The following is a 15,303-nucleotide window of genomic DNA, read 5'->3' on the forward strand; positions in this document are numbered from 1 at the left end:
AAAACAACGCGGGGAGGCGTAAACCATGGCTGACAAAAGTTTTCTCGACTGGCCCTTCTTTGAGCCGCGCCACAAGGAATTGGCGCTGGCGCTCGATGAATGGGCTGGGCAAGAACTGAAGAACGTGGATCACGGCGACACCGATGGCGCCTGCCGCGATCTGGTGACGATGATGGGCCAAGACGGCTGGCTGCGCCACAGCGGCGCCGAGGGCGATGAGGTGCTGGATGTGCGCACCCTCTGTCTGATCCGTGAGACGCTGGCACGTCATGACGGGCTGGCTGATTTCGCCTTTGCGATGCAGGGGCTTGGCACCGGGGCGATCTCGCTTTTCGGGACGGATAAGCAAAAGGCCGAATGGCTGCCCAAGACGCGCTCGGGGCAGGCGATCTCGGCCTTCGCATTGACCGAACCGCAGTCTGGATCCGACGTGGCAAACTCCACCATGACGGCCAAGGCCGAAGGCAACGGCTATGTCCTCGACGGGCGCAAGACGTGGATTTCCAATGGCGGCATCGCGGATGTCTACACCGTGTTTGCCCGAACCGGAGAGGCACCGGGGGCCAAGGGACTGTCGGCCTTCATCGTGCCCGCCGATACGCCGGGCCTGAAGGTCGAGGAACGGCTCGAGGTTATGGCGCCGCATCCGCTGGCTACGCTGCATTTTGACGGGGTGAAGCTGCCCGGCTCCGCGCTTTTGGGCGAAGCGGGACGCGGCTTTGCCATCGCCATGTCGGTGTTGGATGTCTTTCGCTCCACCGTGGCCGCTGCCGCACTGGGCTTTGCCCGCCGTGCGCTGGACGAAGCGCTGGCGCGTGTCACCAGTCGGCATGTGCAGGGGGCGCCGCTGAGTGAGTTGCAGCTGGTTCAGGGCCATATCGCTGACATGGCCGTGGACGTCGATGCAGCGGCACTGCTCGTTTACCGCGCTGCTTGGACCAAAGACAGCGGCGCACCGCGTGTGACGCGGGAGGCGGCAATGGCCAAGCTCTTTGCCACCGATCAGGCGCAAAAGGTCATCGACACAGCCGTTCAATTGCACGGCGGCGACGGCGTGCGGCATGGTGAGGCCGTCGAGCGCCTTTACCGTGAAATCAGGGCCTTGCGCATTTACGAAGGCGCGTCAGACGTGCAACGTGTTGTGATCGCGCGCCAGACATTGGGAGCCATGACATGAAGCTGCACCCAACCGGGCATGAAGACACATTCGCCCGTGACAACCTGCCGCCGTTTGCCCAATGGCCGGACCTTTTGCTTGCGAAGTTCGAGTATCCTGAGCGCTTGAATATAGGCGTTGAACTAACTGATTCAATGGTCGAAAAAGGGTTTGGGGACCACACAGCGTTGATCGGCAATGGGCGGCGGCGCACCTACAAAGAACTCGCCGATTGGACCAACCGACTGGCCCGCGCCATGGTAGATGATCTGGGGTTAAAGCCGGGCAATCGGGTGCTCATCCGCTCGGCGAACAACCCGGCGATGGTGGCCTGCTGGCTGGCCGCGACCAAGGCGGGCGCGGTGGTCGTCAACACCATGCCGATGCTGCGCGCAGGCGAGTTGTCGGCGATTGTCGATAAGGCCGAGATCAGCCACGCGCTTTGCGACACCCGGTTGATGGATGAGATGACGACCTGCGCGAAATCGTCGAAATTTCTGAAAACGGTCGTGGGCTTTGACGGCACCAGCAACCATGATGCAGAGCTTGACCGTTTGGCGCTCGAAAAGCCGGTGCAGTTTGAGGCCGCCGATACCGCGCAGGACGACGTGGCGCTGCTTGGATTTACTTCAGGAACAACCGGTAACCCCAAAGCAACAATGCATTTTCACCGCGATCTATTGATTATTGCGGACGGCTATGCGCGTGAGGTTCTGGGGGTCACCCCTGAGGATGTCTTTGTCGGCTCGCCGCCTTTGGCCTTTACCTTCGGCCTTGGTGGGCTTGCGGTTTTCCCGCTTCGTTTCGGGGCCGCGGCAACGCTGCTGGAAACCGCCAGTCCGCCCAATATGATTGAGATTATTGAGAAGTATAAGGCAACCGTCTGTTTCACCGCGCCCACGGCCTACCGTGCCATGTTGCAGGCGATGGAAGAGGGCGCGGACCTCAGCAGTCTCCGCGCCGCTGTTTCTGCGGGGGAGACACTGCCCGCACCGGTCTATCATGAGTGGAAGGAGAAAACAGGCAAACCCATGCTCGACGGGATCGGCGCCACGGAAATGCTGCATATCTTCATCTCCAACCGGTTTGATGACCACCGCGCTGCTTGTACCGGGAGACCTGTCACGGGCTATGAGGCGCGGGTGATCGACGCCGATGGCAACGAGGTGACGCGCGGCGAAGTAGGGCGTTTGGCTGTGCGCGGGCCTATCGGCTGTCGCTATCTGGGCGATGCGCGGCAGGCTGACTACGTCAAGGATGGCTGGAACATCACCGGCGACAGCTTCACAATGGATGAGGACGGCTACCTCCATTTCGCCGCGCGCAACGACGATATGATCATCAGTTCCGGTTACAATATCGCCGGGCCGGAGGTTGAAGCGGCATTGCTGAGCCATCCGCTGGTGAGCGAATGCGGCGTCGTCGCCGCGCCGGATGAAGCGCGTGGGTCTATCGTACAGGCGCATGTGGTTCTGGTTGACGGCGCGCCAGAAGATGCCAATACAATCAAAACATTGCAGGACCACGTTAAAGCGACGATCGCGCCCTATAAATACCCGCGTGACATTCGCTTTATCAAGGAACTGCCCAAGACTGCGACCGGGAAGATCCAGCGTTTCGCGCTGAGAGAGGGTAAATGAGCACGTTTGACGAAGCCTCCAAAGGCGCGAAGATGAGTTTCGCAAAGGATAAATCCTATGGCGATTATCTGGGGCTGGACCAAATTCTGACCACCGAAAACCCGCTGGATATGGCGCATGACGGGTTGTTGTTCATTATCCAGCATCAGACGTCAGAGTTGTGGATGAAGCTTGCGATCCATGAACTGACCGCCTGCCGTAAGGCGCTGCAAGCCGGGGAATTGCGGCAGAGTTTCAAGATGTTGACCCGTGTTGCGCGGATCTTTGAGCAGCTCAACTCCGCGTGGGACGTGCTGCGTACGATGACGCCGAGCGAATACACCCAATTCCGCCCGTATCTGGGTGCGTCTTCGGGGTTTCAGTCCTATCAATACCGCTTGATTGAGTACCTACTTGGCAACCGTATCGCCGCGCTGACCAAGCTGCATGAGCATACGCCAGAACCCCATGCAGCACTGGTGGCCGAGATGGAGCAGCCCAGCCTTTATCAGGTGGCGATTGATTTGCTCTGTGAACGGATGGGCGCGCCGTCGTTGGCAGGCAGCCCAGAGCCGAAGGCCTGGGAGCCCAAACCCGAAGTTCAAGCGCTGTGGAAAAAGGTTTACGAAGACCCGACAACCCACTGGGAACTCTACGAATTGGCCGAGAAGCTGGTCGATCTCGAGGATTATTTCCGCCGCTGGCGGTTCAACCACGTCACCACCGTGGAACGCATTATCGGTTTCAAGCGCGGCACCGGGGGCACGTCGGGCGTGACCTATCTGCGTAAAATGCTTGAAGTGGAGCTTTTCCCAGAGCTTTGGCATGTGAGAGGAGCACTGTAAGTGTCTGACGTATTGAAGAAAGATCAGTTTATCCTGCCTGAGGGCGTGATCTACCTCGACGGCAACTCGCTGGGGCCGTTGCCCAAAGCGGCCGCCGCGCGGGTGCAGGAGATGATTACCGACGAATGGGGTGAAATGCTGATCCGCGGCTGGAACCAAGCCGGTTGGATGGAACAGCCCACGCGCGTCGGCAATATGGTCGCTGGGATCGTTGGTGCGCCGGAAGGGTCGGTCGTGATGGGCGACACGCTGTCGATCAAAGTGTTTCAAGCGCTGGCCTCGGCGGTCAAACTGCGGCCCGGTCGTAAGGTGATCTTGTCGGATACGGGCAACTTCCCGTCGGACCTTTATATGGCCGAAGGCTTGGTGGGGCTGCTGGAACAAGGCTATGAGCTGCGCAGCGTGGCACCCGAAGAGGTGAAGGATGCCATAAACGAAGACATCGCCGCTGTAATGCTCACCGAGGTCGATTACCGCACGGGGCGCAAGCATGACATGAAAGCGATGACCGAGCTGGCCCATGCCAGTGGCGCTGTGATGATCTGGGATCTGGCGCATTCCGCGGGCGCGTTGCCGGTTGATCTGGCGGGCAGCAATTGCGAATTTGCGGTCGGCTGTACTTACAAATACCTCAACGGCGGGCCGGGCGCGCCGGGGTTCATCTATGTGCGGCCTGATCTGGCGGATGAGGTGCAACCGGCACTGGCCGGGTGGCTGGGGCACCGTCAGCCCTTTGCCTTTGATCTTGAGTACAAACCCGGGCAGGGCATTGAACGGATGCGGGTTGGCACGCCGCCGGTGATCCAACTGACCGCGCTGGAAGTGGCGATGGAACTTTGGGCCGATGTGGACATGCAAGACCTACGCGCCGCCTCGATCGCGCTTCAGGAGCAGTTCATCGAAGAGATTGAGCGTGACGCGCCGCAGCTGACACTCGCCAGCCCGCGCAACAGTGCGGAGCGCGGCAGTCAAGTGTCTTTCCGCTTTGAAGAAGGCTATGCCGCGATGCAGGCCGTGATTGACCGAGGCGTGATCGGCGACTTCCGCGCGCCGGACATCATGCGTTTTGGCTTCACGCCGCTTTATCTCGATGCCTCCGACGTATCCAAAGCCGTCGCGATTATCCGCGATGTGATGGAAAATCGGCTTTGGGATGACGAAAAATACAAGACCCGCGCGAGGGTGACCTGACAGGGTCAATTCCCCTCGCTAAGCTGGCGCAACGACCCAACAGAACGGGCCCGATAAAGAGGCCCAAACCAACCAAGGGAGAAAGAAATGAAGATGAAGTCATTCGTGATGGCGGCCTCGGTCGCGGCACTGGCGGCGGGCGGCGCATGGGCCGAAGGCGGCAAGGTGAAGGTCGGTATGATCACCACCCTATCAGGCGGCGGCGCCGGCCTTGGCATTGATGTGCGCGACGGGTTCATGCTGGCCACCAAAATGGCCGGGAATGAGAACCTCGAAGTTGTGGTCGAAGATGACCAGCAAAAGCCTGATATCGCCGTGCAGCTGGCCGATAAGATGATCCAGTCCGAAAAGGTCGACGTGTTGACTGGGATCATCTGGTCGAACCTTGCGATGGCTGTGGTACCGTCGGCGACCGCGCAGGGTAAATTCTATCTGTCGCCCAATGCTGGCCCTTCGGCGCTGGCGGGCAAAGGGTGTAACCCACTGTATTTCAACGTGGCATGGCAGAACGACAACCTGCACGAGGCCGCGGGCGCTTACGCCAATGACGCAGGATACAAGAACACCTTCATGCTGGCGCCGAACTATCCGGCGGGCAAGGACGCACTGACAGGCTATAAACGCACCTATGAGGGTGAGGCTGCGGGTGAGGTTTACACCGATCTGGGCCAGACCGACTATGCCGCCCAGATCGCGCAGATCCGTGCCTCGGGTGCCGACAGCGTGTTCTTCTTCCTGCCCGGCGGCATGGGGATTTCCTTCCTCAAGCAATACGCCAACTCCGGCGTTGAGTTGCCTGTCGTGGGCCCGGCCTTCAGCTTTGACCAGGGTATCTTGCAGGCCGTGGGCGAGGCCGCACTTGGCATCAAGAACACCAGCCAATGGAACAAGGACTTGGATAACGAGGCGAACAAAGAGTTCGTGGCCGCGTTCCAAGAAGAATACGACCGTTTGCCATCGCTTTATGCGAGCCAAGGCTACGACACCGCGAACCTGCTGCTGAGCGCGATGGGCAAGGCCGATGTCTCTGACGCTGACGCTTTCCAAGCAGCCCTGAAGGAAGCGGATTTTGCCTCCGTGCGGGGCAAGTTCAGCTTTGGCAACAACCAGCACCCGATCCAAGACTTCTATGTGCGTGAAGTGGTTAAGGAGGGCGATGTCTACACCAACAAGCTTGTTGGCCCTTCGCTGACGGATCACGCTGACGCCTACGCGGCTGACTGCAAAATGTAATCCCGCGCGGCCCCGACGCTGATCTCGCGCCGGGGCCGACATTTCACCACTTACACGCCGGGCCACCACGTGTCCGGCGCGCCGGGAGATTTTGCTAAATGTCATTCATCCTGCTCATCGAACAGGTGTTAAACGGGGTCCAATCCGGGGTCATGCTGTTCCTGATGGCTGCGGGCCTCACCCTGATCTTCGGGGTGATGGGGCTGATTAACCTCGCTCATGGATCGCTTTATATGGTCGGCGCTTTTGTGGCTGCGGCTGTGGCCGCGGCGACGGGGTCATTCCTGCTGGCGCTGGTGGCGGCCTTAGCGGCGTCTGCTTTGGCTGGCTGTCTCATTGAGATGACGGTGATCCGCAGGCTTTATGACCGCGACCACCTTGATCAAGTGCTGGCCACCTTCGCGCTGATCCTGATTTTCTCGGAAGGGACGCGGTTTCTGTTCGGCTCATTCCCGCTGTTTCTCGAAATTCCCTCGGCGCTGTCCGGACCGGTGATGCTGCCAGGGGGCATTCAATATCCTCTGTACCGTTTGGTCATCATCGGTGTCGGGTTGGTGATTGCCGCGGGGCTGTTTTTGCTGATCGCGCGGACGCGCATCGGCATTCAAATACGCGCAGGCGAGGCGGATCGCGAGATGATCGCAGCACTTGGTGTTGATATTGCCAAGCTCTACACACTGATCTTCGCACTTGGCGCGGCGCTGGCCGGGCTTGCCGGTGCGCTGGTGGGGGCCATTCAATCGGTGCAGGTGGGCATGGGCGAGCCGGTGCTAATCCTCGCTTTTGTGGTCATTGTCATCGGCGGTATCGGCTCAATCAAAGGCGCGCTGATTGGGGCGCTGCTGGTGGGGCTGACAGACACGCTGGGGTCAGTCCTGCTGCCAATATTCTTTGCCAATTTCATGGAGGCGTCGGCGGCGACATCCGTGGGCTCTTCGCTGGCATCCATGTCGATCTATATTTTGATGGCGGGGGTATTGCTGTTCAAACCCACCGGCCTCTTTGGGGAGGCGTGAGATGACCCGCGAAACCATTCTTAACACCTTCCTCTTTCTGCTGCTGCCCGCCACGGCGCTTGCGGCCTTTGCACTGGATGAGCCGTTCATCATCACGCTGGCGACCAAGGCTGCAATCCTTGCGCTGGCGGGGGTTGGGCTGAACATCGCGCTTGGCCTCGGCGGGCTGGTCAGCTTTGGCCACGCGGCATTCTTTGGCCTTGGCGGCTATGCCATGGGCATACTGGCGGCCCACGCGCAGAGTTATACGCCGCTGATGGAAAACCCCATTTTGATTGAGGGCACCAAGTCTATGCCGGTGATCTGGTTGCTGGCGCTGGCGGTCTCCGCTCTCGCGGCGCTGCTAATCGGCGCGCTCTCTTTGCGAACCTCAGGCGTCTATTTCATCATGGTCACGCTCGCTTTTGGGCAGATGCTTTTCTATTTTGCGATCTCTTGGCCTGCTTATGGCGGCGAAGATGGTCTGTCGATCTATGTGCGCAACGGGTTTCCGGGGTTGAACACGCTTGATCCGCTGACGTTTTTTGCTGTTGCTTTTGCGATCCTAGCTGTGGTCCTTTTCTTTGTCGGTCGACTGGCTCGCGCACCCTTCGGGCTGGCGCTGTCGGCGGCGCGGCAAAACGCCGAGCGGGTAGAGGCCGTGGGCCTTGCCCCGTTCCGTTTGCGACTGGTGGCCTTTGTGATCTCTGGCGCGGTGACGGGGCTGGCGGGAGCGCTTTTTGCTGACCTCAACCGTTTTGTCAGCCCGACGATGTTCTCTTGGCAGACGAGCGGGGAAATCATGGTCTTTGTGATCCTCGGCGGGGTGGGGCGGCTCTTTGGTCCCGTGGCCGGGGCGGCGCTGTTTATCTTGCTTGAGCATGTTTTGGGGGGCTTAAGCGAGTTCTGGCACATCTATCTGGGGCTGCTGTTGCTGCTGGTCGTGCTCTTTGCCCGTGGCGGCATGATTGGCCTGATTGCCGGACGGGAGGTGGCCCATGACTGAACAGATGCCCGAACAGATGACTGAGGCGCTTTTGGATATACGCAACCTGCACAAAAGCTTTGGTGCGTTGAAGGCGACTGACAATGTATCGCTAACCCTGCGCAAAGGTGAAATTCACGCACTGATCGGCCCCAATGGTGCGGGCAAGTCGACGCTGATCAAACAGATCGCTGGCGGGCTACGCTCTGACAGTGGCACGGTTCATTTCGCGGCGCAGGACGTGACGCCGCTGAGCACCGTGCAGCGTGCGCGGGCGGGGCTGGGGCGGACGTTTCAAATATCTTCGCTGGCGATGGAATATACCGTGCTGCAAAACGCGGTGCTGGGTGCGCTTGGGCAATCGGGGCGGGTGATGCGCTTCTTCGGGCCGGTGATGCGACAGGCAGAACTGCGGGCCGAAGCGATGCGCGCGTTGGAACTGGTGGGGCTGGCGGATCACGCGGCCAAGCGCACGGCGGACCTGTCCCATGGGCAACGCCGTCAGTTGGAAGTCGCCGTGGCGCTGACCCTGCGGCCAAAGGTGTTTTTGATGGATGAACCGATGGCGGGCCTTGGGGCGAGTGGTTCAAAGGAAATGACAGGCTTTCTTGATACGCTCCGGCAAGAAGCGCCGATCTTGTTGGTGGAGCATGACATGGATGCGGTTTTCGCCCTCGCAGATCGTATTTCGGTGCTCGTCTATGGTCAGATCATCGCCAGCGGCACCGCGGCCGAGATCAAGGCAGACCCACAGGTGCGTGTCGCCTATCTGGGTGAGGAGGACGCGGCATGAGCTTGCTTGAACTCACGGGCATCACCGCGTCCTATGGCCCGACGCAGGCGCTGTTCGGCGTCGATCTGGTGCTGAAGGAAGGCGAGGTCTGCGCGCTGACGGGGCGCAATGGGATGGGTAAATCCTCGACCATCAAAGTGATCTGCCGGATGCTGAAGCACAGTGGCGGCAGCGTGACGTTTGACGGGCGCGACATTGGCGGTCTGCCCAGTTTCCGCGCCGCACAGGCCGGGGTGGGGCTGGTGCCGGAAGGTCGGCGATGCTTTGCGCCGCTCACAGTGCATGAAAACCTCATCGCCGCCGCGCGTCCCGGTGAATGGGACGAGGCGCGGGTTGTCGCGCTTTTCCCCCGTCTGGGCGAACGGCGCGATCAGGCGGCAGGCTCGCTTTCGGGCGGCGAGCAACAGATGTTGGCCATTGGCCGGGCGCTGATGACGAACCCCAAACTGCTGCTGCTGGACGAGGCGACAGAGGGGCTTGCCCCCGTGGTGCGCCAAGAAATCTGGTCCGCCGTGGCGCAGTTGAAACGTGACAGCGGGCTGGCGCTATTGGTGGTGGATAAATCTCTCGCCGAGCTGCGCCGCGTCGCGGATCACGCCGTTATTCTCGAACGTGGACGCTCGGTCTGGACTGGCCCGATGCCCGCGCTCGATTCCCAAATCGCCGATCAGTTTCTCGGCGTGTGACTGTTAATAAAAAGGAACACGACATGTCGCATCAGACTATCCAGCCCGAAGGTTGGGCGCCTGCCAAGGGCTATGCAAATGGTATGCTCAGCGCCGATGGCCATCTGTTTGTGGGCGGTCAGATTGGTTGGACTGCGGACCAGAAATTTGAGTGCCATGACTTTATCGGTCAGATGAAACAGGCGTTGCAAAACATCCGCGCAGTGGTCGAAGCGGCGGGTGGCACGCCCGAAGATATCATGCGCCTGACATGGTATGTAACGGATAAGAAAGAATATCTTGCCGCGCAAAAGGACGTGGGTCGCGCCTACCGTGAGGTTATGGGCAAACATTTCCCGGCGATGGCCATGGTTGTGGTTGCAGGGCTTGTCGAAGACGAGGCCAAGCTTGAGATCGAAGCCGACGCGGTGATCAAGCGCTAAGCGCGCCGCATCGATAAGATGACCCGCGCGGCCCTCGCAGGGCCGGGCGGGCAAGGGCCTATGCCCGGCGCAGCAGTGGGGCCAGCGCCGAAGACAGCGCAAAGAGTGCGGCGGCGATGCTGACGATGCTGGGCCCCGTCGGCGTATCGAATTTCAGCGATGCCATCAGCCCACCTAGGGCTGCCAAAGCGCCCAGTCCCATCGCCCAAATCGCCATAGTCTCAGGCGTGCGGGCAAAGGGGCGCGCGGTGGCGGCGGGGATGATCAGCATGGCGGCGATCAGCAGCGCCCCGACCACTTTAATCGCCACAGCCACCATGATCGCCAGCGCCAACGTCAGGATCAACTGCTCGCGCTTTGGGTTGCCGCCAGAGGCCTGCGCGAGGTCTGGGTTCAACGTGGCGGCGAGCAGCGCCGACCAGCGCCATGCCAATAGCAACGCCACGGCCACGGCCCCGCCCCAGATCACGGCAAGATCAAAGCGGGTAACGGCAAGGATTTCCCCAAAGAGGTAAGACGACAGATCAACCCGCTGCCCCGGCAGCAGCGACACGGCCACCAACCCAAGCGCCAGCGCGGAATGGGCCATGACGCCAAGCAGCGCGTCTGCACTAACATTGCGGCCCGACAGTGTGCTGATTACCAGCGCCATCACCAAGGCTACCAACAGAACGCCTGCGGTGATCGGCAGATCGGTCGCCAGCGCCAGCGCAACGCCCAGAAGGGCGGCGTGGCTTGTGGCATCGCCGAAATAGGCCATGCGCCGCCAGATCACGAAGCAGCCCAGCGGTGCGGCAGCCAGCGCCACGCCAAGCCCGGCAAGTGCTGCGCGCAGAATAAAATCGTCAAGCATTCTAGGTCTCTTCGTGCTGTCCATCACAGGCGTCGCCGTGGTGGTGCGTGTGATGGTGGTGATGGTGGTCGTGATCGTGACGATAGAGCGCTAGCGCCCCTTGGGTGCCGCTGCCAAACAGCGCGCGGTATTCGGGCGCATCGGCCACGGCTTCTGGCGTGCCTTCGCAGCAGACATGACCATTGAGGCACAGCACCCGGTCACTGGCGGCCATCACCACATGCAAATCGTGGCTGACCATCAGCACGGCACAGCCGAGGTCTTGGCGCACCGCTTCGATCTGGCGATAAAACGCGGCAGAGCCGGGTTGGTCGAGCCCTTGGGTCGCCTCATCAAGGATCAGCAGATCGGGCTTCTCCAGCAGGGCGCGGGCCAGCAGCACGCGCTGGAACTGCCCGCCAGAGAGGTCGACCATCTGCCGCTCGGCCAATTCCGGCACGCCAGCGGTGGCAAGGGCATCGCGGATCGCCTCGGGCTTTTGGCGGCGCGGCAGGTTGACGAAACGCCGCACGGTCAACGGCAGGGTGGCATCAATCTGCAGCTTCTGCGGCACATATCCGATGCGCAGCCCCGGCTTGCGGATCACTCTGCCCGCCGCTGGTTTTAGCGCCCCGATCAGCGCGCGCAGCAGGCTGGATTTGCCCGAGCCGTTAGGGCCGACGATGGTTACAATCTCGCCTGCCTCGATGTTAAAGTTCACATCGCGCAGCGCGACTTGCCCGTCGTGGCGCAGGGTCAGGTCGCGGGTCTCAATCAGGCTCATGCGCCGGTCTCTTGGCAGGCGGGGCAAAGACCTTCGGCTTCGACGACGCTACGCTCGATGCGGAAACCTGCGGCGCGGGCGGCATCGCCAAGGCGGCTTTTGGTCGGCGAGGTTTCGGCTTCTGCCACGGAACGGCAGCTGCGGCAGATTAGGAAGGCGGGCGCGTGGTCTTCGCCCGGATGCACGCAGCCGACATAGGCATTAAGCGCTTCGATCTTATGGGCCAGCCCGGCTTTGACCAAAAAATCCAGCGCGCGGTAGGCCACAGGGGGCTGCGCGCCCAAGCCTTCGGCCGAGAGATGGGCCAAGAGGTCATAGGCGCCCAAAGCGCGGTGCTCTGACAGCAAAATTTCCAACGCACGACGGCGCACCGGGGTCAGCCGCAGCCCGCGCGCGGCGCATTGCGCTTCGGCGGCCTGCATGGTGCTGCGCATACAGGCGGCATGGTCGTGATCGCGAAACTCGATGGCGCTCATGGGGGACCTCAATTCGTTTGGTCATTGATATGTTATAACAACGATGCTAGCAAGGTAATACTATAACATTTTGAAGGTCTGCCATGTATCGTTCTTCTCTTTCTGCTGCTCTTATTGCCGGTATCTCGTCGCCGCTTTGGGCTGATGTGCCTGCCGTCGCCACGGACATCGCGCCGGTGCATGCGCTGGTGTCTCAGGTGATGGAAGGGGTTGGTACGCCTGACCTGATCGTGCCGCCGCGCAGCTCGCCCCATGGCTATGCGATGCGCCCCTCAGAGGCACGCGCGCTGAACGGGGCTGACTTGGTTGTTTGGGTAGGGCCGTTGCTGACCCCGTGGTTGGCCGACCCGCTGAATTCATTGGCAGGAAGCGCAAGCCATCTGGCCTTGATGGAACAGCCCGGCACCCAAGTGTTGCCCTTCCGCGAAGGAGCTATGTTTGAGGCCCATGACCATAGGGATGAGGAGCAAGAAACGCACGGTGATCATGATCACGCAGAGCAGCACGATAATAGCGACGTGCATAAGCACGATGATAGCGACGTGCATAAGCACGATGATAGCGACGAGCATAAGAGCAAGGTACACGACGATTACGGCCATGATCAGGACGTATTGAGCGATAAGGCTCATGATAACGGCGGGCACGGTCACGTCGATAGCGGCAAGGATCCGCATGTTTGGCTTGATCCACGTAACGGTCAGCTTTGGCTGGGTCAAATCGCCGAAGCCCTGATCAAGCTGGACCCTGAAAATGCCGCGCAGTACCGGGAGAATGCAGAGGCCGCGCAGGCTGCGCTTGCCGCGTTGGAAGACGACATCGCAGAAACCCTCGCGCCGGTTAAAGATCGCCCCTTCATCGTCTTCCACGATGCTTACCATTACTTCGAAGCGCGTTTCGACATTGAGGCACTTGGCGCCATCAGCGAGAATGACGCCCGTGCGCCGGGAGCGGCCCGCGTAGCCGAATTGCGGGGCGTGGTAGCAGATAGCGGTGCGAAATGCGTTTTTGCCGAGCCGCAGTTCAATCCCGGCCTAATTGCCGCTGTGACCGAGGGGCAGGGCACCGGGACCGGAACGCTTGACCCGCTGGGCGCCGATCTGGTCCCGGGCGCCGCTCTCTATGCTGATCTGCTGCGGGGGATGGCGCAGAATATGGCCGATTGCCTGTCAGATTGATTGGGGACTGTCCCGACAAAGAAAAGTGGTGCAGCCGGAAAGCTGCACCACATCTTACGTGCTAAAATTAATTGTATTAAATGTGGATCAGACCGAAATCTTGTCGCCGCCCTTATTGGCGGGGATGTCGTCTAAAGCTTCGAAGGCTTGGGCTGTGTGACCGATGGCAAGGACGATGAGAATGCCGCGCCGGGTTATCATGCCTCCTTTGGTGTCTTATTTGCCCTGTATATGCACTAGAACTGTCACGGTTTTATGACGTGCTATACCGGATTGCTGCGAAATCCGACGATCAGTTGGCGCAGACCGATCGCTGCTCCGGCAATGATTGAGGCCAAGGTTACCGGCCCGCTGAAGGCCAAGACCGATATGGCCGACAGACTTTGCCCAATGGTGCAGCCTATGGCGATCACCGCGCCTGCGCCCATGAGCCCGGCACCAAATATCTGACGCCGCAGCTCGCGCGGGTCTTCGCAAGCTTCCCAACGGAAATGCCCCTGCCAGAGGGAGCCGAGGAACGCGCCGACCCAAACGCCCGAGACGGAGCCGATACCAAAGCTCAGCGGGCGGACTGAGCCTTGCATGGCGTAGAGCAGTGTCTCTCCCACGGGGGCGGCATAGCTGTGAGACATGAGCGTCTGTGTGCCAAAGCCGGTTTGTGCCAGCCACGCCGTGCCCGCCCAGCCCGAGACAATGGCGAGACCGGCGATCACGCTCCAAAAGACCATACGGAAATCACGGCGAAAGGCGCGGGCGCTCAGCATGAAGGCACAGATCACCAACCCTAGAGCCACCCCAATCATTGCCACTGGTTCGCCTGTGAGTGCAGAAAGCGCATGAGCGATGCCATCGGGCGGGCCCACGTTCAACTGCCGGGGGAAGAGAAAAACCCGCGCCGGGGCGAGGGGGCCGGAGAGCACGGCAAAAGCCGCAAGCCCCATGACCACCACGATAACAAATGCACGCAGGTCACCGCCACCAAGCCGCGCGAGCGCGCCAAAACCGCAGGTGCCCGCCAGCGCCATACCATAGCCGAAGATCAGCCCGCCAAAGATCGCAGGTGCCCAAGAGAAAGCGACGGTCAGATGAAAGGCGCGGTCGATGTTGATCAGGCCAAACCCGCCAAGGGTGAAACTGCCCACGATGGCAACGCCGATCGCCAAGCCCCACATGCGCATTCGGTGGCTGGAGCCGCCATAGAGCATGTCTTCGATCGCGCCCAATGTGCAAAACCGCCCCAATCGTGCGGCAAGGCCCAGCAATACGCCGCCCAATCCACCCAAGAGGGCGGCGGTCAGCGGCTGGCCCAGTAGTTCAATCATCCTTGCAGAACAATTCGTAGACCAGCTCCAGCATCTTGCGCGGGCGGTCATCGGCCAGCTTGTAGTAGATCGTTTTACCGTCCCGGCGCGGCGTCACCAGCCCTTCGAGCCTGAGCCGTGAGAGTTGCTGAGACACAGCGGCCTGTCGCGTGGCGAGCAGCGCTTCCAACTCGCTTACCGACTTCTCACCCGACACAAGGTGGCAGAGGATCATCAACCGCCCCTCATGGCTGATCGCCTTGAGGAAATTCGACGCGGTCACGGCATTGGTCAGCATCCGGTCCATGTCCTCTTCGGACATGTCGGGGGTAATCACGGGCAGGGCTGTCATTCGGTCGGTTCCTCGAAATCGGTCTTGTCGCGTAAAAGCATATCAAGCATGGGCCAGAAAAATTCCGCACCCGGGTAGCCTTCGAGGCGGCCCAGTTCATGATCGTCTTCAACCAATAGGAAGGTTGGGGTAAAGACCACCGCGCGCTGGGGGGTGACGCTGTCTTCAACCTCAGAGATATCGACGCGGCGCAGCGGGGCAAATTCCCCCTCGGCAGTCTTGGGGTAGGCGGGGGCAATCTCTTTGTCCCAGCGTTCGCAATAGATACAGCCGGGTTGTTCGACCATGACCAGTTCCACCGCCCAAACGGGCAGGGCGGTAAAGGCCGCGAGGCTCAGGGCGGTCAGTGTGCGGATCATTGGCTTGCCTGATTGACGTTTAGATGACACTCAACGTAATTTGAATATGTGAATTGTTCAAGCGCGGCGGCTTTCGTCGGCGCGGGCGAGGGGGTA

At 60.6% G+C, this 15,303-nt stretch carries 17 protein-coding genes; 11 read left to right on the plus strand and 6 right to left on the minus strand.

The window, feature by feature from the left end; translation table 11 throughout:
- Positions 1-25 precede the first annotated feature (25 nt).
- The 10 genes from WNY61_RS12010 to WNY61_RS12055 all read left to right on the plus strand — a co-directional run bounded on the left by WNY61_RS12010 (position 26) and on the right by WNY61_RS12055 (position 9,925).
- Complete coding sequence (locus tag WNY61_RS12010) at positions 26-1,177, plus strand: acyl-CoA dehydrogenase family protein (protein ID WP_342851673.1); 1,152 nt, start codon at positions 26-28, stop codon at positions 1,175-1,177.
- A complete protein-coding gene (locus tag WNY61_RS12015) occupies positions 1,174-2,796 on the plus strand; it encodes an AMP-binding protein (protein ID WP_342851674.1) in 1,623 nt (540 codons plus the stop codon). The genes WNY61_RS12010 and WNY61_RS12015 overlap by 4 nt, the downstream gene beginning before the upstream one ends.
- Positions 2,793-3,620: a tryptophan 2,3-dioxygenase family protein gene (locus tag WNY61_RS12020; protein ID WP_342851675.1), complete on the plus strand. Its 828-nt coding sequence runs from the start codon at positions 2,793-2,795 to the stop codon at positions 3,618-3,620. The genes WNY61_RS12015 and WNY61_RS12020 overlap by 4 nt, the downstream gene beginning before the upstream one ends.
- On the plus strand, positions 3,621-4,811 hold the full coding sequence (gene kynU / locus WNY61_RS12025; protein ID WP_342851676.1) for a kynureninase: 1,191 nt from the start codon (positions 3,621-3,623) through the stop codon (positions 4,809-4,811). It begins immediately after the preceding gene.
- An 87-nt stretch (positions 4,812-4,898) separates the two neighbouring features.
- Entirely contained in the window at positions 4,899-6,044 is a 1,146-nt protein-coding gene (locus WNY61_RS12030; RefSeq protein WP_342851677.1) for an ABC transporter substrate-binding protein, read from the plus strand.
- A gap of 98 nt (positions 6,045-6,142) precedes the next feature.
- A complete protein-coding gene (locus WNY61_RS12035; protein ID WP_342851678.1) occupies positions 6,143-7,060 on the plus strand; it encodes a branched-chain amino acid ABC transporter permease in 918 nt (305 codons plus the stop codon).
- A 1-nt stretch (position 7,061) separates the two neighbouring features.
- The gene (locus tag WNY61_RS12040) at positions 7,062-8,045 is read left to right on the plus strand and encodes a branched-chain amino acid ABC transporter permease (RefSeq protein ID WP_342851679.1); all 984 of its coding nucleotides are present in this window, start codon (positions 7,062-7,064) and stop codon (positions 8,043-8,045) included.
- Between the two features lie 16 nt (positions 8,046-8,061).
- On the plus strand, positions 8,062-8,817 hold the full coding sequence (locus WNY61_RS12045; protein WP_342851841.1) for an ABC transporter ATP-binding protein: 756 nt from the start codon (positions 8,062-8,064) through the stop codon (positions 8,815-8,817).
- Positions 8,814-9,503: an ABC transporter ATP-binding protein gene (locus WNY61_RS12050; RefSeq protein ID WP_342851680.1), complete on the plus strand. Its 690-nt coding sequence runs from the start codon at positions 8,814-8,816 to the stop codon at positions 9,501-9,503. The genes WNY61_RS12045 and WNY61_RS12050 overlap by 4 nt, the downstream gene beginning before the upstream one ends.
- A 23-nt stretch (positions 9,504-9,526) precedes the next feature.
- A complete protein-coding gene (locus tag WNY61_RS12055; RefSeq protein WP_007120020.1) occupies positions 9,527-9,925 on the plus strand; it encodes a RidA family protein in 399 nt (132 codons plus the stop codon).
- Between the two features lie 58 nt (positions 9,926-9,983).
- On the opposite strand, the gene WNY61_RS12060 is transcribed toward WNY61_RS12055, so the two are convergent.
- From WNY61_RS12060 to WNY61_RS12070, 3 genes are read right to left on the minus strand one after another with little or no spacing between them, the layout of a single operon-like run.
- Positions 9,984-10,778 carry a metal ABC transporter permease gene (locus WNY61_RS12060; RefSeq protein WP_342851681.1) on the minus strand — a complete coding sequence of 265 codons (795 nt, stop codon included), beginning with the start codon at positions 10,776-10,778 and terminating at the stop codon, positions 9,984-9,986.
- A gap of 1 nt (position 10,779) precedes the next feature.
- Positions 10,780-11,541, minus strand: coding sequence for a metal ABC transporter ATP-binding protein (locus tag WNY61_RS12065; RefSeq protein ID WP_342851682.1), 762 nt, complete (start codon positions 11,539-11,541; stop codon positions 10,780-10,782).
- A complete protein-coding gene (locus WNY61_RS12070) occupies positions 11,538-12,017 on the minus strand; it encodes a transcriptional repressor (protein ID WP_067628380.1) in 480 nt (159 codons plus the stop codon). The genes WNY61_RS12065 and WNY61_RS12070 overlap by 4 nt, the downstream gene beginning before the upstream one ends.
- A gap of 83 nt (positions 12,018-12,100) precedes the next feature.
- Here WNY61_RS12070 and WNY61_RS12075 point away from each other — a divergent pair, with 83 nt between their 5' ends.
- Positions 12,101-13,195: a zinc ABC transporter substrate-binding protein gene (locus WNY61_RS12075; protein WP_342851683.1), complete on the plus strand. Its 1,095-nt coding sequence runs from the start codon at positions 12,101-12,103 to the stop codon at positions 13,193-13,195.
- Positions 13,196-13,458: 263 nt separating this feature from the next.
- Here the strand turns inward: WNY61_RS12075 and WNY61_RS12080 are convergent, their stop codons facing one another.
- Genes WNY61_RS12080 through WNY61_RS12090 form a run of 3 tightly spaced genes read right to left on the minus strand, consistent with a single transcriptional unit; the run spans position 13,459 to position 15,207 of the window.
- On the minus strand, positions 13,459-14,517 hold the full coding sequence (locus WNY61_RS12080; RefSeq protein ID WP_342851684.1) for a YeeE/YedE family protein: 1,059 nt from the start codon (positions 14,515-14,517) through the stop codon (positions 13,459-13,461).
- Positions 14,510-14,848, minus strand: a complete 339-nt coding sequence (locus WNY61_RS12085) for a metalloregulator ArsR/SmtB family transcription factor (protein WP_342851685.1) — start codon at positions 14,846-14,848, stop codon at positions 14,510-14,512. The genes WNY61_RS12080 and WNY61_RS12085 overlap by 8 nt, the downstream gene beginning before the upstream one ends.
- A complete protein-coding gene (locus WNY61_RS12090; protein WP_342851686.1) occupies positions 14,845-15,207 on the minus strand; it encodes a hypothetical protein in 363 nt (120 codons plus the stop codon). Before WNY61_RS12090 ends, WNY61_RS12085 begins: the two co-directional genes overlap by 4 nt.
- Positions 15,208-15,303 lie beyond the last annotated feature (96 nt).

The sequence above is a fragment of the Sulfitobacter sp. AS92 genome (assembly GCF_038900015.1).
Classification (GTDB): domain Bacteria; phylum Pseudomonadota; class Alphaproteobacteria; order Rhodobacterales; family Rhodobacteraceae; genus Sulfitobacter.